The following is a 22,152-nucleotide window of genomic DNA, read 5'->3' as shown; positions in this document are numbered from 1 at the left end:
AAAAAAGTCAGGCATTTGCCTGACTTTTTTTGTTTATATCAATTAAAACTTTTTAAAGCCTTTATTGACACCGTATGGACGACGTGGCGCATTTTCATCACGCTCTTCACGGCGACCAAAAGCTTGATCTGGACGAGTTTCGCGGCGAGGAAATTGAGTATTGCCATCACGGTTGTCACGACGAACGAACTGCGTACCATTTTGGTTTTCATTTCTGTCACGACGACCATAAGCATTGTCATCACGACGCTCGCGGCCAGGGTTATTCTGTGGTTGTTGTTCATCACTGTCACGACGTTGCTGACGCAAGAAACCGCCACGGCGTGCAGCCATCGGTTTATCCTGCATACGCTCGTTACGACGTTTCGCCATACCAAACAGGCCTGTACCTTGACGTGGTTTCAGTTCCACAGCTTTGGTCAGGTTGTCGATATCGTTTTTATCCAGTTCAATCCAGCGACCGGTACGCAGTTCGCGTGGCAGAATCACAGTACCGTAGCGGGTACGCAGCAGACGGCTCACTTTCAGACCTTGTGATTCGAAGATACGACGTACTTCACGGTTACGCCCTTCTTTTACTACGACCTGGAACCAACGGTTAATACCATCACCGCCGAGTTCAGAGAACGATTCGAATTTTGCTGGGCCGTCATCTAATACCACGCCTTTAAGCATGGTGTTTTTGATTTGTGGTGTCACTTCACCCATGACACGAACTGCGTATTCACGTTCGATTTCATTGGATGGATGCATCAAGCGGTTGGCAAGTTCGCCATCATTGGTGAACAGTAACAGACCGGTCGAGTTAATATCCAGACGGCCGACCATCACCCAGCGATCGCCCGGAATCGCAGGTAACTGTTCAAACACGGTCGGGCGGTTTTCAGGATCGCTACGTGAGCAGATCTCGCCTTCAGGCTTATAATAGATAATCACACGACGACGAATTTCGTCTTCAATCTGAAATGCAACTTTACGACCATCGATGCGAAGCTCATCACCTGGTTCGATTCGTTCACCCACTTGGGCAATTTGCCCATTGACGCTTACACGACCCGCGGCAATGACTTCTTCCATATAACGGCGAGAACCCAAACCAACGCGTGCAAGCACCTTTTGCAATTTTTCACTCATGACAGCATAACCTTAGAAATAATTATCAACAGTTCACCTATTTATGACTTCGGTGCATTTGCATCGAGGGCCATAAAAGCTTCCTTGGCATCCTGCAGGGGAGGCAATTGGCCTAAAGAATTCAAGCCAAACGCATTTAAAAATTGTGGCGTTGTCATTAACAACGCAGGTCTTCCAGGGAGTTCACGAAATCCGGATTCTTTAATCCAGTTCCAGTCAAATAGCGTACGCAAAATCTGACTGTTATTCGTCACACCACGAATTTGTTCAATATCGGCTCGGGTCACCGGCTGGTGATAAGCAATCACTGCAAGTGTTTCAAGTAAGGCTGGCGACAAGCGAGTTGGTCGCTCAGGCCAGGTCTGTGCAATAATATTACGATATTTTGCACGCACTTGAAAACGGTAACCTTGTGCTGTTTCAATCAGTTCAATCGAACGGCCATGCATTAACATGGAAAGTTGTTGTAAATACTGACGTAATTCCTGTTTGCTATAGCGATCCTGAAAAGCCTCTTTCAGACGCGCCAGTGAAACCGCAGAGTCGCTGGCGAAAATAATCGCCTCAAGCTGCATCAACACCTCATGCAGATTATCTTCTGCAGAAAACAGCGTATTTGGCTCTAGTGTCATTGACTGGCTCCTTGAACTGCGAGCGGGGCTTCAATACCTGTAGCAATAATCTGGATTTTTTGTTGCCGGGTCAGCTCCAGCACTGCCATAAAGGTCACCACCATACCCATGCGTCCCTGACTCGGTTTGAGTAAATCGGCAAAAGATAAGACTTCGCCAGATTCCAGACAGCTTTCAATATAGGCAATCCGTTCTTCGAGCAGTACCGGTTCCTGTTGCACCTGATGAATCACCGGTTCAGGACGGTTAAAAACACACAACAAGGCATCACGCAGTAAATCGATCGAATAGCCTTCATTATTCTGCTGAACGTCGCCCAGACTGACATGGGTCAGGAATGTATCACGTTCCAGAATAGGCATTTGCCCCAGACGTTCTGCTGCCTGTTTAATTCTTAAATAATTTTCTAAACGGTCGATCAGTTCTTGTTTTGGATCTTGCTCAATCGCAGACAGGCTTTTCGGTTTAGGCAATAACAGACGCGATTTGAGATCTGCCAATAAAGCAGCCATCACCATATAATCTGCGGTCAGCTCAATATTCAGGGATTTCATTGCATCCATATAGGATAAATATTGCGCTGCAATCGGCGCGATATCGACTTGCAACAGGTCAAAACCGTTTTTTTGAATCAGGTAAATTAAAAAGTCGAGTGGGCCTTCAAAATGTTCTAACAAGATTTCAAATGCGGCGGGAGGAATATACAGATCCTCTGGAATAGTATCCTGCCATTCATCCAGAACCCGAATGTGCGGAGCAGATTCCATTGTGTTATGGATAATTTGAGTCATTACAATTATAGGCCACGCGAATTTTCAAAGGCATGCAAAGGCTTGATCTTCGGTATCTCATCGAAAGAAAAAGCATAGAATTAAGTGCCGTCATTGTACTGGAAAAGTAACTCTAAATAAATTAAATAAGGAGTCAAAGGCATAAAAACTTGAAAAAATAATGGAATTTATTTGCAATTTAAAAGAAGGCCCCAAAAAAACAGCCAGATAAGCGGGGCAAAGAGTCAATGTGTTACGGGTGGAAGCTATGACCATATCCATGTTTTAGTATCTGTTTTAGTATCCTGCGATATGATTAATACCTATCTGAGTGCTAAGAACTTCAGCGCGGTGAGGAAGGATATTCACTCAGTGCAAACTCAATCATACGTTGGCAAGTCTCTGCCAGGCATAGGTTCTGGCTTGAATAGATCTGTAATAGCTGTCGAAGCAAAGCCAAATTCATGAAAAACTGATATTCAGTAGCATCAATGTTTAGAGTGGGACTGGGCGAAGGATATGCTTCGATCATGATGGCCCTGGATTGAAGTGTCCAAGGCAGTTCTGCATAGATACAATATTGGGCAGAGAATTCATGCTGATTCAGCAGGATATAAAATAAATCCATAGACTGACTCCTGCAGTCGGCTGGAAATAAGATGGCATTCTTTATTCAAATGCGCTGACATCACCCACGCCACGACGAATAATTTCTGGATGATCACCAGATAAATCAATAATCGAGGTGGTGCTTAATGTACCTAAACCGCTATCGATAAACACATCAATGCGTTTGCCCAATTGCATTTCAATCTCAAAAGGATCATCCAGCGGATCGGTCTGGTCCGGCAAAATCAGGGTAGAGGTCAAGAGAGGCTCACCCAGTTCTTTGAGCAGCATCTGACACACCGGATTGCTCGGAATGCGCAGGCCAATGGTTTTCTTTTTGGGATGCATCAAGCGTTTCGGCACTTCACTGGTGGCCGGTAAAATAAAAGTGGTGACTGCTGGTGTATTGTTTTTGAGTAAGCGATACATGGCATTGTCCACTTTGGCATAGGTGGCAATATCGGATAAATCACAGCACAAAATTGCATATTGATGTTTTGGGCCAAGTCCGCGAATCTGCGCAATGCGTTCCATGGCACTTTTATTCCCAATCTGGCAACCAATCGCATAGGCAGCATCCGTGGGATAGACCACCACATCGCCAGCACGGATTCGTTCTACCGCCTGACTGATTAAGCGCGGTTGCGGGTTATCGGGGTGTACGCGTAAATGCAGCATAGAGGCTACTCCAAGCTTGGGCTGATGGCTTATTATGTGGCGCTCAGGCAGCGTCTGGCAATCACCAAAAAGGTAGATTTGTGTAATTTAATCAAGCATTTCACGTATAAACTCATCAGATTGTAAACTTTTGCCACCTCTGCTACAGGCACAGATACATTGAATAAAGCGTTGTGCATCCCGTGGCAATTTTGCCTCACCACGAAAATAAGCCTGCACTTGTGCATAGACATGATCTTTAAAGCGGGTTCCGTCACCGCCGTCACCAGTCAGGTTATCCAGCGACACCCGAAATTTACGCCCAAAGGCCTGGGCAAACATCCACTCGATTGCCTGCGGTTTAATTTCTACCTGTTCAAACAGCGCTTGTTGTTCGGCTGTACGCCCATCCGGGGCATACCAGTAACCAAGATCCGGAAGTTCCCGGCGTTTATCCCCGGCAATTGTCCAATGGCTGATTTCATGCAAGGCACTATTAAAGAATCCATGTGCAAACTGAATCCGGGCAGGAGTATCGGCATCGGCAGGAAAATATTCAGGTTCAAATTCGCCACGGACTAAAGTCACATTTAAATGGGAAAACCAGTGATTAAAGTGTAAGATGAGCCAGTCCACCTGCTGCGCTTCTGACGATAAATTCGTCCATGGCGAGAGTTGCACTTGTTGTGTTGAACTGTCAGAATCAAGGCTTGGAATTGTGCTAACGAGTGATGAAACATTCACTTCTGTTTGCGGCTGCAACAGATGCATGACTTGAGTTACCCAAATGGTCTGTCGAAATAAGTACAAAATTGTATCTTAATCTTTGACAGAGTACTGATGAATTTGTAGAATTGCCGCCTTAATTATGTCAGCAAATACCTTTCCGGCACAGATTGAGCCGTTTAAATGGGCTGAACAGGGCTTTAAATGGTCAGGTCAACTGCCTTTATCCCGCTTTGTTCGTATCGCTCGTGAAGCTGTTGGATCAATTGATGATCAATTGATTAACATAGACTGTAAGCTATCAATGGATGCCTATCATCGTATTGCATGGCTAGATGGTCACGTTGAAACAAAAGTTCCTATGGAATGCCAGCGTTGTCTGGAAACTGTAGAGATTGAACTGGTTTCATCGTTCCATTTGGCACTTGTGGATGATGAGTCACTGATAGAGCGCTTGGATGAGGATGCTGATTTCATCGTCCTAGGTGAAAGTGAAGCAACGACCAAAGGTGACTATGATGCACCTGCGACCGCTGATTTGCTCGCGCTGATAGAAGATGAACTGTTATTGTTGGTGCCGTTGTCGCCTAAACATGAGTTTTGCGAACATAAGCATCAGCCTGCCATAGAAGAAGTTGTCGAAGAAAAACGAGATAATCCGTTTGATGTTTTGGCAGCTCTGAAGGGTAAACTTAACTAATTTTTGTGTTATACTCTTGTGTATAAGACAATCGAATTTGTTCTGATCCATTTTTTCGATCTTTGTAAGGAGCCATCATGGCCGTTCAGCAAAACCGTAAAAGTCGCTCTCGCCGTGACATGCGCCGTTCACATGACGCTTTAACCGAGAATGCATTAACTGTAGACCAAGCTACTGGCGAGACTCACCGTCGTCACCACGTATCTAAAGATGGTATCTACCGTGGTCGTCAATTATTCGCTAAAGCATCTGCTGAATAATTGATGATGTATTAAGCGTCAAGCTTAGTAGAAAAAATGGGAGCATTTAGCTCCCTTTTTTTTGTCCTTGATTTTTGCTTGCATCGGTTTTTTGTTGTATTTGGCAATTACCGCCAGCAAAATTACATGCTAAATTGCGCTCCACAATGATTTAGGTGGCTTTATTGGCCAGTCTTCTTGCTACAACTGAAGATGACACCTCTTGAATGAAAGGATTTTATTATGTCTGCGACACAACTCGAACAAGCAGCACAAGCGACGAAAACTGCATTTGTATTTCCGGGTCAAGGCTCACAAAAAGCCGGCATGCTGGCTGAACTTGCAGAGCAGTTTTCTGCTATTCGTGAGACATTTGCAGAAGCCTCTGAAGCTGTCGGCTTCGATCTGTGGCAGATTGCGCAAACTGGCGAAAACTTAAATCAAACTGAATTTACCCAGCCGGTATTGCTGACTGCAAGTATTGCCTTATGGCGTGTGTGGCTGGAATCTGGCGGTGTGGCACCGAAATATCTGGCAGGCCATTCACTGGGTGAGTACAGCGCGCTGGTGGCAGCGGGTAGCCTAAGCCTGGGTGATGCAGTCAAACTGGTCAACCTGCGCGGTAAACTGATGCAGACGGCTGTACCTCAGGGTGTCGGTGCAATGGCTGCCATTTTGGGTCTGGATGATGCCAAAGTGATTGAGCTGTGTGCACAGGCAACTGCAGCAGGTGAAGGTTCTGTTGAAGCGGCAAACTACAATGCCCAAGGGCAGGTTGTGGTTGCAGGCAATAAAGATCGCGTTGAAGCAGTGATGGCACTGGCCAAAGAAAATAGCGCTAAGGCGATTGCATTGCCGGTATCGGTTCCATCGCATTGTTCACTGATGAAACCTGCGGCAGAACAGTTTGCGCCTGCATTGGAACAAACCGCCATTGAGCTGCCATGCATTCCTGTATTACAAAATGTAGGCGCTGAAGCTGCGGCTGATGTCCCTGCATTGCGTCAGGCTTTAACAGCGCAACTTTATGAATCAGTACAATGGACCAAAACCCTGCAATTCCTTCAAGATGAAGGCATTCAGTACATCGTTGAATGTGGTCCGGGCAATGTATTGAGTAACTTGGCGAAACGCCTACCGAATATCGAAAAAGCACTTCCACTGGATAGCAAATCTCGTCTGGAAGATGCATTGAACACCGTATTGACGGCAGAAGGGAAAATTGCATGACACAGGAACCGAAAGTTGCCTTGGTAACAGGTGCAAGTCGTGGTATTGGTGCTGCGATCGCACAACAGTTGATTCAGGATGGTTATTTTGTCGTGGGTACTGCGACCTCTGAAGCGGGCGCTGAAAAATTATCTGCACAGTTTGCTGAAAATGGTGCGGGCAAAGTTTTAGATGTACGTGATGGTGCTGCGATTGATGCACTGGTGACGGAGATCGAACAGAACTATGGTCCAGTGCTGGCGTTGGTTAATAATGCCGGTATTACCAAAGACAACTTATTGCTTCGCATGTCTGAAGATGACTGGGATGATATTTTAAATATTCACCTGAAAGCCGTTTACCGTCTGTCTAAACGTGTGCTGAAAGGCATGACCAAGGCACGTTTCGGACGCATCATCAACATCAGCTCTGTGGTGGCACACTTTGCCAACCCGGGGCAGGCCAACTATTCTGCTGCCAAAGCCGGAATTGAAGCCTTCAGTCGTAGTTTGGCCAAAGAAATGGGTAGCCGTCAGATTACGGTTAACTCGGTCGCACCAGGCTTTATTGCAACTGAAATGACGGAACAGTTAAGCGAAGAAATTCGTAAAAAAATGACTGAGCAAGTGGCGTTAAACCGTTTGGGTGACCCACAAGATATCGCAAATGCTGTAAGTTTCCTGGCTTCAGACAAAGCCAGTTACATTACTGGTACAGTTATGCATGTAAATGGGGGCTTATACATGAGCTAAGCTCAAGTATAAACTTTCCAAATTTTTTAGATTCAATTAAACTAACGGCATTAAAAACGCCACAAGCAATGAGGAGAATTCCTGTGAGCGATATCGAACAACGTGTTAAGCAAGCAGTTGCAGAACAACTTGGTATCAAAATCGAAGAGATTAAAAACGAAGCGTCTTTCATGGATGACTTAGGTGCAGATTCTCTAGATCTAGTTGAACTGGTTATGTCTTTCGAAAATGATTTCGACATCACGATTCCTGATGAAGATTCTAACGAAATCACAACTGTTCAATCTGCAATTGACTATGTTTCTAAGAAACTGGGTTAATCGCCGATTTCAGCTTTGCTGAGCATAAAGACCACCCTCTCGGTGGTTTTTTTGTGTCTGCTTTTCACCTAAATGGAAATTTTACAATCGATTACCTTTCTGTCACCAATGACTAACTATGCCTTGGCTATTTTCATTATAAAAATAAGAGTGATATGACATTAACGACAAGAATGGAGTTCCATATGGGTCTTTTTGATTTTGTAAAAGGTATCGGTAAGAAAAATACAGCTGCCGCAGAGCCGCAGGCCGCACCAGCAAATACTACTCCAGCCGCAGCAGCACAGCCCGCAGAGCCTTCTGCCCAAGAAGTCGCAAATAAATTACTTGGTCATGTAAAAGGTCTGGGTCTTCCGATCACTGGTTTATCCATCAGTTATAATTCAACCTCGGATCTGGCCACGGTCAGAGGTCAGGTGCAAAGTCAGGCCGATCGTGAAAAAATTATTCTGGCGGTGGGGAATATTGATCATGTGGCCAAAGTGGATGATCAGCTTACGGTCAGCAGCCCTGAACCGGAAAGCAAATTCTATACGGTAAAATCGGGGGATAGCTTGTCAAAAATCTCGAAAGAATTTTATGGTGATGCCAATCAGTACAATAAGATCTTTGAGGCCAATCGCCCATTGCTCAAAGATGCTGATGATATTTTCCCGGGACAGGTATTGCGTATTCCGGCCTGATTTTTAAGTCGAAAATAAATATCTAAATATCTAAATATCTTGTTCACCATAATGCCCCATTTGGGGCATTATTTTTTTGGAAACAGCTTGAGCGCTGAATGTTGAAAGATAAAAATAATTACCCGCCAAGATCCAGATAGAGACTTTCTTTTACTTCCTCCATGACCACATAACTATGTGAGGAGGCAGAAGCAGGTAATTTTTTTAGCAAATCGCCTAACAGACGCCGATAGGCACTCATCTCTTTGAGACGTGCCTTGACCAGATAATCAAAGTCACCGGAAATCAAATGACACTCCAGTACTTCTGGAATTTCGGTCAGATTACGCGCCACCTGATCAAATACATCACCCGATTTTGCAGAAAGCTTAATCTCCAGAAAGACTAGCAAATTGCGTTCTAGCAGTTCCGGATTTAAGCGCGCGTAATAACCCATGATAATGCCTTCGCGCTCCAGCCGTTTTACCCGTTCTGAACAGGGTGTGGTTGACAGGTTCACACGTGCTGCCAGCTCACTAATGGCAATCCGGCCATCGCGTTGCAAGATATCCAGAATCATGCGATCAATGCGGTCTAATTTACGCATCAATATTTCCCTCTTTTTTTTAATTCTGCCCGAAAAAAATGTTTATTTCACTAAATATATCATCTCAATATAGTTAAATTCACTATTGATCCAAAAATATACTAGTTAAATCAACTAGAAAAATTTGAGGGTAGTAAGATGCGCGTTTTGGTCTTAGGCAGTGGTGTAATCGGTGTGGCGAGTGCCTACTATCTGGCGCAGCAGGGTGCAGAAGTTAAAGTGCTCGACCGTCAAACCGGGCCGGCTGAAGAAACCAGTTTTGGCAATGCCGGACAAATTTCTCCGGGCTATTCGACGCCATGGGCAGCACCGGGCATTCCATTTAAAGCAGTGAAATGGATGTTCCAGCATCATGCACCTTTGGCCATTAATTTAGATGGCAGTATGTGGCAGTTGAACTGGATGGCACAAATGCTGAAAAACTGTAATCCAGCCAGCTATGCGATTAACAAAGAACGTATGACTCGTGTGGCTGAATATAGCCGTGACTGTTTACGTGAATTGCGTAAAGAAACCGGGATCAGCTATGAGCACCGTTCTAAAGGTACTTTGCAAGTCTTTCGTAACGAAGCGCAATTAGAGATGGTGCAACGTGATATTGCGGTATTGCGAGAATGCGGCGTACCGCATGAATTGTTGTTGGGCGCTGATCTGGCCAAAGTTGAGCCAGCCCTAGCACATGCCCAGGATAAACTGGTGGGCGGCTTGCATTTACCCAATGATGAGACAGGCGACTGTTATTTATTTACCAATGCCTTAGCCAATGTTGCCAAAGAATTGGGCGTGCAGTTTAAATTTAACCAAAATGTTGAGCGTTTGGTGATTGAAGGCGATGAAATTAAGGGTGTCGTGGTCAATGGTGAAGTGCTGACGGCTGATAAATATGTATTGGCATTCGGTAGTTATTCGCGTGATTTCTTAAAACCTTTGAATCTGGATTTGCCGGTTTATCCAGTCAAAGGCTATTCACTGACCATTCCAATTGTTGATGCCAACTTTGCACCACAATCTACGGTGCTGGATGAAACCTATAAAATTGCCATTACGCGTTTTGACCAGCGGATCCGTGTTGGCGGCATGGCCGAACTAAGTGGATTTAACCACAATTTGAAAGACAATCGCCGTGCCACTCTGGAAATGGTCACTCAGGAATTGTTCCCAGGCGGGGATCTGGCAGAAGCGAGTTTCTGGACCGGTTTACGTCCAATGACCCCAGACAGTACCCCGATTATTGGTGTAACGCGTTTTAAAAATCTGTTCCTGAATACTGGACATGGCACCCTGGGTTGGACCATGGCCTGTGGTTCGGGCAAGTTAATCAGTGACATGGTGTTGAATCATAAAACCGAAATCAGCACTGAAGGACTTTCACTCGGACGTTATTCACACGCGGCCTAAATTGCTGTTTCAAGGAAGAAGCTATGCCACGCCCAATTCAAGCTGTAGTGCACTTAGATGCATTGCAGCATAACCTGAAGATCGCCAAAGCCGCAGCGCCCAGTGCCGAAGTCTATGCTGTGGTTAAAGCCAATGCCTATGGTCATGGTATTGAGCGAGTCTATTCAGTATTTCAATCAGCCGATGGTTTTGCCTTGCTGGATTTGGCTGAAGCGCAGCGTCTGCGTGCGCTCGGTTGGCAGGGCAAAATTTTACTGCTCGAAGGAATTTTTGCTGTAGACGATTTAGACGTCTGTGCTGCATTAGATTTAAGTTTTAGTCTACATAGCCAGCATCAAATCACCTGGTTAACGCAGTTTCAGCAGATCAATCCAGACGCAAAATTTGATGTGTACTTAAAACTTAACAGCGGTATGAACCGTTTGGGTTTTCAGGCCCACGAATATACGGATATTTTTAAGCAAGTCCAGGCACTGGGCAATGTGCGCTCAGTTAGCCATATGACGCATTTTTCCGATGCAGATGGTCAGCGCTTTGGCCAGAACGGCATTGATTATCAATATTCAATGTTCACGCAAATCATTGAACCCTTAGCAGGGAAAACTTCTGTCAGTAATAGTGCAGCCATCCTGCGCCATCATCACCATATTCAATCCGACATTGTGCGTAGTGGCATCATGCTGTATGGCAGTTCGCCTGACTATCCTGACCATACTATTGATGACTGGAATCTGCAGCCCGGCATGAGCCTGCGCAGTGAAATCATTGCGATTCAGTATATTCAGGCTGATGAAAGTGTGGGTTATGGTTCTAACTTCGTTGCGGAGCAGGCGATGCGCATTGGTGTAGTGGCGTGTGGATATGCCGATGGGTATCAGCGCATTTCAGCCACAGGTACACCAGTTCTGGTAGATTCAGTGCAGACTCAAGTTCTTGGTCGGGTCAGTATGGATATGCTTACCGTCGATCTGACCGCTGTCCCTCAGGCGACTGTGGGGAGTGAAGTTGTGCTTTGGGGGAAATCTTCGCAAGGTGAAATTTTATCAATTGATGAGGTCGCGGCCGGTTCAGGAACCGTAGGCTATGAATTGATGTGTGCGATTACGGCTCGTGTACCGGTTCGGATCGAAAGCTAAAACTAAATATTGACCAAATAACGGAAGAAATTGAGAGGACATATGATGATGGAACACACCGATATCCAGCGTATTAACAGCAATCAGGTCATGAGTGCTGTCACCATTCACAACCAGACCGTGTATTTATCCGGGCAGGTGCCGGATAGCACCCGTCAGGATATTAGCGGTCAAACGCAGGAAGTGCTGACGAAAATTGATCAGCTGCTCAAGCTGGCAGGAACAGACAAAAGCCGACTGCTGTCGGCACAACTATTTGTGAAAAATCTGGAAGATTTTCAAACCGTGAACCAGATCTGGATTCACTGGTTGCAAGGACAGGGAACTCCGGCACGTGCCACCATTCAGGCAGATCTGGTCAATCCTGACTGGCTGATTGAAATTGCAGTGATTGCAGCACAGGCTTGAGTTGTTTTGGTTTTTATATCTCCCAACTTAATTTTGTAAGGACATCAGATCCGGTCATTTAGCTTTTTAAATGGAACTTCATCTGCATTCAGGATTTCAGGAAGAAATCCGATCAGATGAGCAAGGGTCTGATGCAAAAAAAGGAACTAAACATGAATACAACATCCGCTAAAGATGACGCAGCGCCGTCGCAACATGAGCTACAACGCAAGCTCTCCAATCGGCATCTGCAGTTAATTGCCATTGGTGGTGCAATTGGTACCGGTTTATTTATGGGATCGGGTAAAACTATCTCTTTGGCCGGCCCTTCAATTTTATTTATTTATATGATTATTGGCTTTATGTTTTTTTTCCTGATGCGCGCATTGGGTGAGATATTGTTGGCTAATTTACATTACAAATCATTTATTGATATGGCGCGCGACCTGATAGGTCCGGGCGCGGCCTATTATATTGGCTGGTCTTATTGGCTCGGTTGGGTTCTGGTCGGGATTGCCGATTTAGCAGCGATTATTAATTATCTAAGTTTCTGGTTGCCCGAGGATGTGGCCTTTACCCCCATCGGGCAGGCACTGATCAGTGTCGGCTGTGTATTGCTGGTTCTGGGTTTGAACTTGCTGACGGTCAAACTGTTTGGTGAAATTGAATTCTGGTTTGCCCTGATTAAGATTTTAGCCATTTTAGGCCTGATCTTTATTGGCGGCTTTATGGTGTTGAACCAGTTTCAGGCACCAGATGGCAGTACTGCAAGCTTTAGCCATGTCTGGTCGGGTGGTATGTTCCCCAAAGGTGCGGATGGCTTCCTGGCAGGCTTCCAGATTGCCTTATTCGCCTTTGTGGGTGTGGAATTGCTCGGTACGATGGCAGCTGAAACCAAAGATCCTGAGAAAAATTTACCCAAAGCCGTCAATGCAATTCCAACGCGTATTATCTTGTTCTATGTGTTGTCATTGTTTGTAGTGATGTCAGTGACTCCATGGGCTAAAATTCCTGCGGATCAAAGTCCTTTTGTCAGCTTATTCATGCATGCCGGTATTGGTGCGGCGGCGATCATCATGAATCTGGTGGTCTTGTCATCCGTCATGTCTTCCATGAATAGTGGTGTATTCTCCACCAGTCGTATGCTTTTCGGATTGGCGCGTGGTCAACAGGCACCTGCCGCTTTGGCGCATCTATCGAAACGTTCTGTACCAGCCAAGGGTTTAATGTTCTCATGTGCCTTTATTATGGCTGGTGCAGCTTTGCAGTACTTCGTGCCCAATACCTTGGAAGCTTTTACTTTAGCGACGTCGCTGTGCGTGATTTTGTTTATTAGTATTTGGAGCTTAATTATGGTGTGTTATCTACGCTACCGTAAATTACGCCCTGAACAGCATGCCAACTCCACCTTTAAAATGCCGGGTGGGGTATGGATGAGCTATATCGTACTAACTTTTCTGGCTTTCGCTCTGGTCATTTTAAGTTTGGAGCCAGATACATTCAATGCATTAAAAATCAGTCCATTATGGTTGATTATTTTGGCAGTGACTTATTATGTACTGTATCGGCCACGTGTCGCAGCCGCGAGAAAAGCGGCATTAGAAACACAATAAAATAGCTCAAAAAAATCCCCGCCTGATCGGGGATTTTTTTATGGTGTGATGAATCATTTGTGAATCATCCTTCCTCTATTTTCTAAAAAAGCCAAATCATCATTCAGATAATTAAAGTTGAGGAACACAGCGCTGATAAAATTTACTTTGATTGGATGTATATTCGAAATAAATTAAACAGGTATAAATACATAGAATAAATAATGCAAGCCTTGCTACTGGCGAAACAAACAAAGATGATAAAAGGATGATGAGCAAACACGGGATTATCCATACCAATACACGTTTCTTTTTTTGTTTTACAACGACTTGAATTTCCTGATTTGACATTGGTTTAGTCTGATTTTTCCACAATTCGATTTTTATTGGCTCATTGCTAAACTTAAGTTGTCGGTATTCACTATAAGCGGGCTGTAAGGCATCATGCTTCATAAAAAAATCCGAATATGAGGCAAAAATATAATTTTCGATCTGCTCTAAACTTGGTGATGCTGTGCTAACACTAAAATCCTGATTCAAATCTTGAAAGACAAGCTGAAAATTTCCAGCGTATTCATTGCGGATAAAATGAATCGATAACATGGATTCTGGATAAAAATAACTTGGGTGCAGTAGATAATTTTCATGCCGTTGCCACAGTGGGTGTTTGTGGAAATTATGGGTGAAAATTGGCAATTCGTCAGGGTTGGGATGATAAGCACGTATTTGTAAAATAAGAGCTAAATCAGGTGTAAGGCACACTTCAACTGATTGACCTACAAGTTGTTCAGGTTTAACTTCTATGGGTTGTAAAATTAAGAAATCGGGATAGCGAATATTAAAAGTCTTTTTATGGGTTTCATTTTTTAAATCATAAAATTTAAGTTCAATATTAAGCTGCTTTAATTTGGGATCATATTTTGAAACTTTGGTGATCTTGCCAAATGTCTTGAGGTATTGGTCGGAATATTGTTTTCGTGTTTTTCGAGCATATAGCCATAGATACAAACCCTCTATTTCATTTAATGTAAACAGCCCAAGAAAAAGTACAGAAATAGTCAGTTGTGGATTATTAGAATTCCATACAAGATAAATCGCGCCAATAGCAAAAATCCAATGAAAGCGAGCTTTTATTTTTTGATGAAGCTTAAGCTTTGGGCCATGCAATTTTTTAAAGTTTTTCACAGCATCTGAATATAATTTTTGAGCTTCAGGTGTTGAGGCTGTTTTAATTTCTGCGGATGAAAAGTTCTGCATAATTGACCTTTTATTTTTCATGATCTTGTTTTTGTGTTAGCTAAAGGAAAGAGTCCGTTCAGAAATATCCAGATTACTCTTTTTTTGTTGTGTACATGAGTCTGATTTCATTTTTATAGTATTTTGATTTTTAAGATATTATATTAAAAATTGAATAAAAATAAAGTAATCAAGTTTTCAAAATACAGGTAATTTTCTCAAAAAGAGGAAGAGTTATGTATAGTGCAGTCATTTCCAAGACACAAACTTTCTGAATTGAATCTTAAAACGGACAGCTGTGTGCAGATTTAAATATTCAGACATAAAAAATCCCCGACTGATCGGGGATTTTTTTATTGCGCAAATGAATTAGAAAGTCGGTTTAACCACGACTAAAATCACCACGGCAAATAAGATCAGGGTTGGCATCTCATTAAAATAACGCCAAAACTTGTGTGACTTGTAATGTGCATTATCAATCAGCTTCTTGCGGTAATAACCACATATCAGATGGTAAATCACCAATAAGCCGACCAGACCGACTTTGAGGTAAAACCATAAGGCTTCATGATAGTGACGCGTTGCATCACCCCAATCCACCAGAAAGTGCGCCGTAACCAAGGTAGCCAACATGGCTGGCCACATGATGCCACGGTACAGCTTACGTTCCATAATCTCAAAGCGTCGATGGCTCACAGCATCTTCGCTCATGGCATGATAAACATATAACCGTGGCAAGTAGAACAAAGCCGCGAACCAGCAAACCACCGCAATAATATGTAATGCTTTTACCCACAAGAAAGCATCAGAAGGAGCATCCATCAAGTCACCCTAAACTGGGCAGCTTAGCCTTCCCATTTTTTGAAAATGAGACAAGCATTTACGCCGCCGAAACCGAAACTGTTACTCATCACAGTATTCAATTTTGCGTCACGTTTTTCAAGCACGATATCAAACGGTTTCGCGCCTTCATCCAGCTCGGTCACGTTGATGTTTGGCGCAATAAAGTCATTTTGCATCATCAGAACCGAATAAATCGCTTCCTGAACACCAGCAGCACCCAGACTGTGACCCGTCATTGATTTGGTTGAGCTTAATGGAGGAACCTGACCTTCACCAAAAGCACGTTCCATTGCTTTAAGTTCTGTGATGTCACCCGCTGGAGTAGAAGTACCATGTGTGTTTACATAGTCAATTTTATCGACACCGTGTTGTTTTGCTTCTTCTAAAGCCATCAGTACGCAACGTGTTGCACCTTCACCAGATGGTGCAACCATATCAGCACCATCACTGTTTGCAGCATAACCAACCACTTCAGCTAAGATATTTGCACCACGCGCTTGCGCATGTTCCAAAGACTCAAGGATCACAAAACCGCCACCACCGGCAATCACGAAACCATCACGGTCTGCAGAATAAGGGCGTGATGCTGTTTCAGGGCTGTCATTGTATTTAGAGCAAAGTGCGCCCATCGCATCAAACAACAAGCTTTGTGACCAGTGATCTTCTTCACCGCCACCTGCCAGCATTAAATCTTGTTTGCCGAGTTGAATCAGGTTGTAGGCATAACCAATCGCATCCGCAGAGGTTGCACATGCACTGGTAATGGTATGTGCTACACCTTGCAGTTTAAAAGCAACACCAACGTTAGCCGTAATGGTGTTGGTCATGTTACGTGGTACAAAGAAAGGACCGACTTTACGCGCACCTTTGGTTTGCAATAATTCGTTCATTTCAATAACAGAAGCAGTTGAACCGCCACCTGAACCACCCGCGATACCATAGCGTGGTTTGCCAGCTAGATCTTCAACCTTTAAACCGGCATGTTCAACTGCAGCAAGTGCCGAATTGTAGGCATACATTGCGCATACGCCCATAAAGCGTTTGAGTTTACGGTCAATACCGTCGAAATCCTGTTCGGCCGCAGCACTCACATGGCTTTTGAAATTGAGTTCAGCATAAGTCGGATTAAAACGTGTTCCTGAAATCCCATTTTGTAAAGAATGGTTTACATCCTCTAATGTATTACCAATACACGAGTTAATACCCATGCCAGTGATGACAACACGTTTCATCTACAGATCCTTATAGTTTAGCTCTACGTCCAGTGGCAGAAAATGGGCTATATAAAATCGCCAAATCCGGCCTCTAGCCTTATTTCATGATGGAGAACATGATAGCAGAAAGACTTTTGAAATCTTATGGCAAATGTTATGCCGTGTGACAGTCGGTTGGGTTTGTGAGTCGGCATGTAGGGATTTTACTAAATGACACAGAATAAAGTTGAGATAAATGCTGACTACACCTAGTATTTATATCAAATACAAGCACGTGAATGCTGAGGTAAAAAATGGTAAATGCTAATAATAAACAATCTAATGGTCTGATTTCGGATGCCTTTGGAGTGGCGAAAAAGTTCAGTTCAACCGGATTGGATTTATTGAATCATGTTGTACCAGACTCGGTGACGAAAGCACTTAAGCCGTCAAATTCCGGTCAGGTGATTGACGGTTCGGCGAAGACAAAAAGCGTTTTTTCGGCTAAAAAATATGATAATCCACAGCAAATGCTTCGTGAACATCTGCCAAATGTATCTCGCCAACTTCTAGGACACCGTTTTAATACCGTCAATAACGTGGCGCATTTTGTTTCTCCTGAACTGACGGAGAAAGTATCAGACTATTTTTATGACCGCCTTAACCAGTTTAGTAACCAGAGCAGTTCGGTCGATGCCATTCTGAATGAAGCAGGGGCAAAAGACTTGGAAGAATTGACTCAGGATGTCGATCGTTCCAAGCGAATTTCACAGGCTTTGGGTGAGCAAAACAAATGGATTGCAACGGTACAGGGTGCAATCAGCGGTGCTTCTGGGGTGCTTGGTACAGCGATTGATATTCCGGCTTCTTTGTTAATGGCGCTACGTACCATTTATCAGGTCGGTCGTTCTTATGGTTTTGACCTGAGCAAAGATGATGATCAGGAAATCGTACAACATATCTTTAGACAGCTGGACCTCGGCCTGATTGCTGAAAAGCAAACCTTATTATTGGGCTTAAAAGCGCTGAGTAATACAATTAAAACCCACGATATTTCCCAGCTTCAGGCCATGCTGGGTTCTGATAATGATATGAATGCCATCAAGCAATGGTTAAACAACCATGAGGGCGAGGCAAAATGGGAATGGGTGAACAATCTGCCAAAAATTTCTATTTTAGAAAAATTAACGAAATTGACACCATTGGCAAGTGCTGGAATCGGAGCAGTTTATAGTCACCGTTTTGTTGATGATGTAAATCAGAAAGCTCAAGAAGCTTTCTCACATGCTCGACAATATCTGATTCAGCATCAAGATTCGCAATTGTCTCCCTATGCGGCCTATGAAAAAGCAGTCAATTTATTGCAACAGGCTGCACCTAAATTATTAGACAGTTCATCTCAGTCGATCGAGGCGCCAAAAGACGAGCCAATTCTGGATCAGGATATTGCAATTGAAGGCAATGATACAATTACTCAGGTCAAACTGGTTAAGAAAGAAAAGAATGATCTCAGTTCTGAAGAAGCTGAAGTGAAAAAAGATGAAAAAGTCAGTGAAGGTCTAGATGCCCTCAGTGATGAATTGGTTGAACCTGTGGCAGATAAACAATCGCAACAGCCTGCTTTAACCAAAACTTCTTTTGATCCTGACGTGGAAGCAGAGATACAAGCAGATAATACTGCTGAAAATGAATCGGAGACCGTGGAAAATGAGGGGCTAGAGGGGCAGGAGGATCCTGATTCTGCATCTGAAACAGCCTCAACAACATCTAAAGCTCAAGATGTTACAAAAAAAACTGCGAAGAATCCGAAAAAGTAAATGAATTCTGAGAGAAAATAGCAGCATAGCGTATAGTTGTTATTATATTTGGTCGACCTGAGCAGGTTGACCAATTTTACATCTTGAATTACAATTGCATGCCCTCAAAAAGCAGTATGTTTTTGGGGCTTTTTATTAACGGGAGAATTGCCAAATGGCAACAACAAATCAGTTGATCCGTAAGGGTCGTACGACTTTAGTTGAAAAATCTAAAGTTCCTGCGTTGAAGGCTTGTCCACAGCGCCGTGGTGTTTGTACACGTGTTTACACAACTACACCTAAAAAACCTAACTCAGCAATGCGTAAAGTTTGCCGTGTTCGCTTAACTTCAGGTTTTGAAGTTTCTAGCTACATCGGTGGTGAAGGCCATAACCTGCAAGAGCACAGTGTTGTTCTTATCCGTGGTGGTCGTGTTAAAGACTTACCAGGTGTACGTTACCATACCGTTCGTGGTTCTTTAGACTGTGCTGGTGTTAAAGATCGTAACCAGTCTCGTTCTAAATACGGTACTAAACGTCCTAAGAAATAATTCGTCGAGAATTAAATTTTAAGAACGTAGAACCGCAATCCTTTATCGTCTCGCTTGTCTGATTTCTGCATTTAATTTTGTGAAATTCAAGCGACGTGTAGTAAGGCCAGCGAATGCACATGACACTTTGTGCTCATGCTGGATAAACCTGAAGTGTCATCTTTATAGGTAGTTTAAAATGCCAAGACGTCGCGTAGTCGCTGCTCGTGAAATCCTTCCGGATCCTAAGTTCAGCAGCCAAACAATCGCTAAATTCATGAACCACGTAATGCAAGATGGTAAAAAATCTATTGCTGAAAGTATCGTTTACGGTGCTTTAGACCGCGTTCAAGAAAAATCTAAAGTAGACCCAGTTGAATTTTTCGAGACTACTCTTGAAAAAGTTCGTCCTATGGTCGAAGTAAAAGCACGCCGTGTTGGTGGTGCTACATACCAAGTACCTATGGAAGTACGCCCATCCCGTCGTACTGCCCTAGCTATGCGTTGGTTAGTAGATGCTGCTGCTAAGCGTTCTGAAAAAACTATGGCTTTACGTCTTGCTGGCGAGTTGCTTGATGCATCTGAAGGCAAAGGCGCTGCGGTTAAGAAACGTGAAGATGTGCACCGTATGGCTGAAGCCAACAAAGCATTCTCTCACTACCGTTTCTAAGCAGATAAAACAGGCCCTATTCAGGAAAGTGCTAAAACCGTCATGGTTTTGTCACCAAAGCGCTTTAAGTTGCTATGCAGCTTAAAGCGTCCTGTTTTAAACAACAAAATTTAGGAATGCTAGAAATCATGGCACGTCAAACCCCAATTTCTCGTTACCGTAACATTGGTATTTCTGCGCACATTGACGCAGGTAAGACAACCACTTCTGAACGTATTTTGTTCTACACAGGTGAGAGCCATAAACTTGGTGAAACTCACGAAGGTTCGGCAACTACGGACTGGATGGAACAAGAGCAAGAACGCGGTATTACCATTACCTCAGCAGCTGTAACATGCTTCTGGAAAGGTATGGCGAACCAGTTCGAACAACACCGTATTAACGTAATTGACACCCCGGGACACGTTGACTTCACGATTGAAGTTGAGCGTTCTATGCGTGTTCTTGACGGTGCGTGCATGGTTTACTGTGCTGTAGGTGGTGTTCAGCCTCAGTCAGAAACGGTATGGCGTCAAGCAAATAAATATAAAGTTCCACGTATTGCGTTCGTTAACAAAATGGACCGTACTGGCGCGAACTTCTTCCGTGCAGTTGAACAAGTTAAAACACGTCTTGGCGGTAATCCAGTACCAATCGTTGTTCCAATCGGTGCAGAAGAAAACTTCCAGGGTGTTGTTGACCTAATCGAAATGAAAGCAATCATTTGGGATGAAGCATCTCAAGGTATGCAATTCGAATATGGCGACATCCCTGCTGACTTAGTTGCTACTGCTGAAGAATGGCGTACTAATATGGTTGAAGCTGCTGCGGAAGCATCAGAAGAACTCATGGACAAGTACCTAGAAGGCGAAGAGCTGACTAAAGAAGAAATCGTTGCTGGTATCCGTAAGCGTACATTGGCAAACGAAATTCAACCGATGCTTTGTGGTTCGGCATTCAAAAACAAAGGTGTTCAACGTATGTTGGATGCTGTAATTGAATTCTTGCCAGCACCGACTGACGTTGAAGCGATCAAGGGTATCCTTGACGACAAAGACGAATCTGAAGGTTCTCGTGAAGCGTCTGACGAAGCTCCGTTCTCTGCACTTGCATTCAAAATTATGAATGACAAATTCGTAGGTAACTTGACTTTCGTTCGTGTTTACTCAGGTGTTCTTAAAGCGGGTAGCCCGTGTTATAACCCAGTAAAAATGAAGCGTGAGCGTGTTGGCCGTATCGTACAGATGCATGCGAATGACCGTAAAGATATCGAAGAAATTCGTGCGGGCGACATCGCGGCATGTGTAGGTCTTAAAGACACAACGACTGGTGATACATTATGTGATGAAAACCACGTAATTACACTAGAGCGTATGGAATTCCCTGAGCCAGTAATTGCACTTGCAGTTGAGCCTAAAACTAAAGCTGACCAAGAAAAAATGTCAGTTGCTTTAGGTCGTTTGGCGAAAGAAGATCCATCATTCCGCGTACGTACTGATGAAGAATCAGGTCAAACCATTATTGCTGGTATGGGTGAACTTCACCTTGACATCATTGTTGACCGTATGAAGCGTGAATTCGGTGTTGAAGCCAACATTGGTAAACCAATGGTTTCTTACCGTGAAACGATCAAAAAGTCAGTTGAACAAGAAGGTAAATTCGTACGTCAAACTGGTGGTAAAGGTAAGTTCGGTCACGTATACGTACGTCTAGAACCGCTTGCTGAAGACGCTGGTAAAGACTACGAATTCGTTGAAGAAGTTGTAGGTGGTGTAGTACCTAAAGAATTCTTCGGCGCGGTTGACAAGGGTATCCAAGAACGTATGAAGAATGGTGTACTTGCTGGTTATCCAGTAGTGGGCATCAAAGCGACATTGTTCGACGGTTCTTACCATGATGTCGATTCTGACGAATTATCATTCAAAATGGCGGGTTCTTATGCCTTCCGTGATGGTTTCATGAAAGCAGATCCAATCTTGCTTGAACCAATCATGAAAGTTGAAGTAGAAACTCCAGAAGACTACATGGGCGATATCATGGGTGACTTAAACCGTCGTCGTGGTATGGTTCAGGGTATGGACGATTTACCTGGTGGTACTAAAGCCATTCGTGCTGAAGTTCCATTGGCTGAGATGTTTGGTTACGCAACTCATATGCGTTCTATGTCTCAAGGTCGTGCGACTTACTCTATGGAATTTGCTAAATATGCTGAAACTCCACGTAACGTGGCTGAAGGCATCATTTCTAAGTTCCAGTCTGGCGGTAAAAAAGGTGACGACGAGTAATCTTTCGATTACTATAAGCCCAAACTAATTCATAGTTAAACCCAAGTGCTCATGCAGTGATCCTGCATGAGTAGTTTAAAAAGGAAGATCT

General features: G+C 43.8%; 24 protein-coding genes. 14 read left to right on the top strand and 10 right to left on the bottom strand.

Annotated features, from left to right (window positions below):
• Positions 1-42: 42 nt before the first annotated feature.
• The 6 genes from rluB to KT990_RS01020 form a co-directional block, all read right to left on the bottom strand.
• Positions 43-1,134: a 23S rRNA pseudouridine(2605) synthase RluB gene (rluB, locus tag KT990_RS01045; protein ID WP_074384125.1), complete on the bottom strand. Its 1,092-nt coding sequence runs from the start codon at positions 1,132-1,134 to the stop codon at positions 43-45.
• Between the two features lie 41 nt (positions 1,135-1,175).
• The gene (gene scpB, locus KT990_RS01040; RefSeq protein ID WP_159516622.1) at positions 1,176-1,766 is read right to left on the bottom strand and encodes an SMC-Scp complex subunit ScpB; all 591 of its coding nucleotides are present in this window, start codon (positions 1,764-1,766) and stop codon (positions 1,176-1,178) included.
• Positions 1,763-2,557: a segregation and condensation protein A gene (locus tag KT990_RS01035; RefSeq protein WP_180000227.1), complete on the bottom strand. Its 795-nt coding sequence runs from the start codon at positions 2,555-2,557 to the stop codon at positions 1,763-1,765. The genes scpB and KT990_RS01035 overlap by 4 nt, the downstream gene beginning before the upstream one ends.
• 322 nt (positions 2,558-2,879) lie before the next feature.
• On the bottom strand, positions 2,880-3,164 hold the full coding sequence (locus tag KT990_RS01030) for a hypothetical protein (RefSeq protein WP_005095980.1): 285 nt from the start codon (positions 3,162-3,164) through the stop codon (positions 2,880-2,882).
• Positions 3,165-3,205: 41 nt separating this feature from the next.
• A complete protein-coding gene (locus KT990_RS01025) occupies positions 3,206-3,823 on the bottom strand; it encodes an L-threonylcarbamoyladenylate synthase (RefSeq protein ID WP_005095982.1) in 618 nt (205 codons plus the stop codon).
• Between the two features lie 87 nt (positions 3,824-3,910).
• Complete coding sequence (locus KT990_RS01020; protein ID WP_005095983.1) at positions 3,911-4,573, bottom strand: elongation factor P hydroxylase; 663 nt, start codon at positions 4,571-4,573, stop codon at positions 3,911-3,913.
• Positions 4,574-4,670: 97 nt separating this feature from the next.
• Between KT990_RS01020 and KT990_RS01015 the strand changes: the two genes are divergently transcribed.
• From KT990_RS01015 to lysM, 6 genes are all read left to right on the top strand, one after another.
• Positions 4,671-5,228 (top strand): YceD family protein, encoded by a 558-nt coding sequence (locus tag KT990_RS01015; RefSeq protein ID WP_074384127.1) that lies wholly within the window; start codon positions 4,671-4,673, stop codon positions 5,226-5,228.
• Between the two features lie 77 nt (positions 5,229-5,305).
• Entirely contained in the window at positions 5,306-5,488 is a 183-nt protein-coding gene (gene rpmF, locus KT990_RS01010; protein WP_004279227.1) for a 50S ribosomal protein L32, read from the top strand.
• 222 nt (positions 5,489-5,710) lie between these two features.
• On the top strand, positions 5,711-6,697 hold the full coding sequence (gene fabD, locus KT990_RS01005) for an ACP S-malonyltransferase (protein WP_005095987.1): 987 nt from the start codon (positions 5,711-5,713) through the stop codon (positions 6,695-6,697).
• On the top strand, positions 6,694-7,428 hold the full coding sequence (gene fabG, locus KT990_RS01000) for a 3-oxoacyl-ACP reductase FabG (protein WP_005172385.1): 735 nt from the start codon (positions 6,694-6,696) through the stop codon (positions 7,426-7,428). Before fabD ends, fabG begins: the two co-directional genes overlap by 4 nt.
• Before the next feature lie 83 nt (positions 7,429-7,511).
• Complete coding sequence (gene acpP / locus KT990_RS00995) at positions 7,512-7,748, top strand: acyl carrier protein (RefSeq protein ID WP_004646101.1); 237 nt, start codon at positions 7,512-7,514, stop codon at positions 7,746-7,748.
• Positions 7,749-7,933: 185 nt separating this feature from the next.
• The gene (lysM, locus tag KT990_RS00990) at positions 7,934-8,431 is read left to right on the top strand and encodes a peptidoglycan-binding protein LysM (RefSeq protein ID WP_005095992.1); all 498 of its coding nucleotides are present in this window, start codon (positions 7,934-7,936) and stop codon (positions 8,429-8,431) included.
• A 118-nt stretch (positions 8,432-8,549) separates the two neighbouring features.
• Here the strand turns inward: lysM and KT990_RS00985 are convergent, their stop codons facing one another.
• Entirely contained in the window at positions 8,550-9,017 is a 468-nt protein-coding gene (locus tag KT990_RS00985) for an Lrp/AsnC ligand binding domain-containing protein (RefSeq protein ID WP_005095994.1), read from the bottom strand.
• A gap of 138 nt (positions 9,018-9,155) precedes the next feature.
• Here KT990_RS00985 and KT990_RS00980 point away from each other — a divergent pair, with 138 nt between their 5' ends.
• The 4 genes from KT990_RS00980 to KT990_RS00965 all read left to right on the top strand — a co-directional run bounded on the left by KT990_RS00980 (position 9,156) and on the right by KT990_RS00965 (position 13,551).
• On the top strand, positions 9,156-10,415 hold the full coding sequence (locus tag KT990_RS00980) for a D-amino acid dehydrogenase (RefSeq protein ID WP_100328927.1): 1,260 nt from the start codon (positions 9,156-9,158) through the stop codon (positions 10,413-10,415).
• A gap of 23 nt (positions 10,416-10,438) precedes the next feature.
• The gene (gene alr / locus KT990_RS00975) at positions 10,439-11,551 is read left to right on the top strand and encodes an alanine racemase (RefSeq protein WP_218208974.1); all 1,113 of its coding nucleotides are present in this window, start codon (positions 10,439-10,441) and stop codon (positions 11,549-11,551) included.
• 45 nt (positions 11,552-11,596) lie between these two features.
• Positions 11,597-11,959 carry a RidA family protein gene (locus tag KT990_RS00970; RefSeq protein WP_159138579.1) on the top strand — a complete coding sequence of 121 codons (363 nt, stop codon included), beginning with the start codon at positions 11,597-11,599 and terminating at the stop codon, positions 11,957-11,959.
• 152 nt (positions 11,960-12,111) lie between these two features.
• Complete coding sequence (locus KT990_RS00965) at positions 12,112-13,551, top strand: amino acid permease (RefSeq protein ID WP_180050555.1); 1,440 nt, start codon at positions 12,112-12,114, stop codon at positions 13,549-13,551.
• A 111-nt stretch (positions 13,552-13,662) separates the two neighbouring features.
• Here the strand turns inward: KT990_RS00965 and KT990_RS00960 are convergent, their stop codons facing one another.
• The 3 genes from KT990_RS00960 to KT990_RS00950 all read right to left on the bottom strand — a co-directional run bounded on the left by KT990_RS00960 (position 13,663) and on the right by KT990_RS00950 (position 16,841).
• Positions 13,663-14,787: a hypothetical protein gene (locus KT990_RS00960; protein ID WP_218208973.1), complete on the bottom strand. Its 1,125-nt coding sequence runs from the start codon at positions 14,785-14,787 to the stop codon at positions 13,663-13,665.
• A gap of 348 nt (positions 14,788-15,135) precedes the next feature.
• Positions 15,136-15,588, bottom strand: coding sequence for a CopD family protein (locus tag KT990_RS00955; RefSeq protein WP_218208972.1), 453 nt, complete (start codon positions 15,586-15,588; stop codon positions 15,136-15,138).
• A 23-nt stretch (positions 15,589-15,611) separates the two neighbouring features.
• Positions 15,612-16,841, bottom strand: coding sequence for a beta-ketoacyl synthase N-terminal-like domain-containing protein (locus KT990_RS00950; protein ID WP_218208971.1), 1,230 nt, complete (start codon positions 16,839-16,841; stop codon positions 15,612-15,614).
• A 275-nt stretch (positions 16,842-17,116) separates the two neighbouring features.
• On the opposite strand from KT990_RS00950, the gene KT990_RS00945 reads away from it, so the two are divergent.
• The 4 genes from KT990_RS00945 (at position 17,117) to fusA (ending at position 22,061) form a co-directional block, all read left to right on the top strand.
• Positions 17,117-18,619 carry an EcsC family protein gene (locus KT990_RS00945; RefSeq protein ID WP_218208970.1) on the top strand — a complete coding sequence of 501 codons (1,503 nt, stop codon included), beginning with the start codon at positions 17,117-17,119 and terminating at the stop codon, positions 18,617-18,619.
• Between the two features lie 154 nt (positions 18,620-18,773).
• Positions 18,774-19,148 (top strand): 30S ribosomal protein S12, encoded by a 375-nt coding sequence (gene rpsL / locus KT990_RS00940; protein WP_002050319.1) that lies wholly within the window; start codon positions 18,774-18,776, stop codon positions 19,146-19,148.
• A gap of 178 nt (positions 19,149-19,326) precedes the next feature.
• On the top strand, positions 19,327-19,797 hold the full coding sequence (rpsG, locus tag KT990_RS00935) for a 30S ribosomal protein S7 (RefSeq protein ID WP_004279240.1): 471 nt from the start codon (positions 19,327-19,329) through the stop codon (positions 19,795-19,797).
• Between the two features lie 128 nt (positions 19,798-19,925).
• Positions 19,926-22,061 carry an elongation factor G gene (gene fusA / locus KT990_RS00930; RefSeq protein ID WP_005096016.1) on the top strand — a complete coding sequence of 712 codons (2,136 nt, stop codon included), beginning with the start codon at positions 19,926-19,928 and terminating at the stop codon, positions 22,059-22,061.
• The last annotated feature ends 91 nt before the right edge of the window (positions 22,062-22,152 follow it).

The sequence above is a fragment of the Acinetobacter sp. F9 genome (genome assembly GCF_019195275.1).
GTDB classification, from domain to species: domain Bacteria; phylum Pseudomonadota; class Gammaproteobacteria; order Pseudomonadales; family Moraxellaceae; genus Acinetobacter; species Acinetobacter pseudolwoffii.
This window is presented reverse-complemented; position numbering and strand designations above follow the sequence as displayed.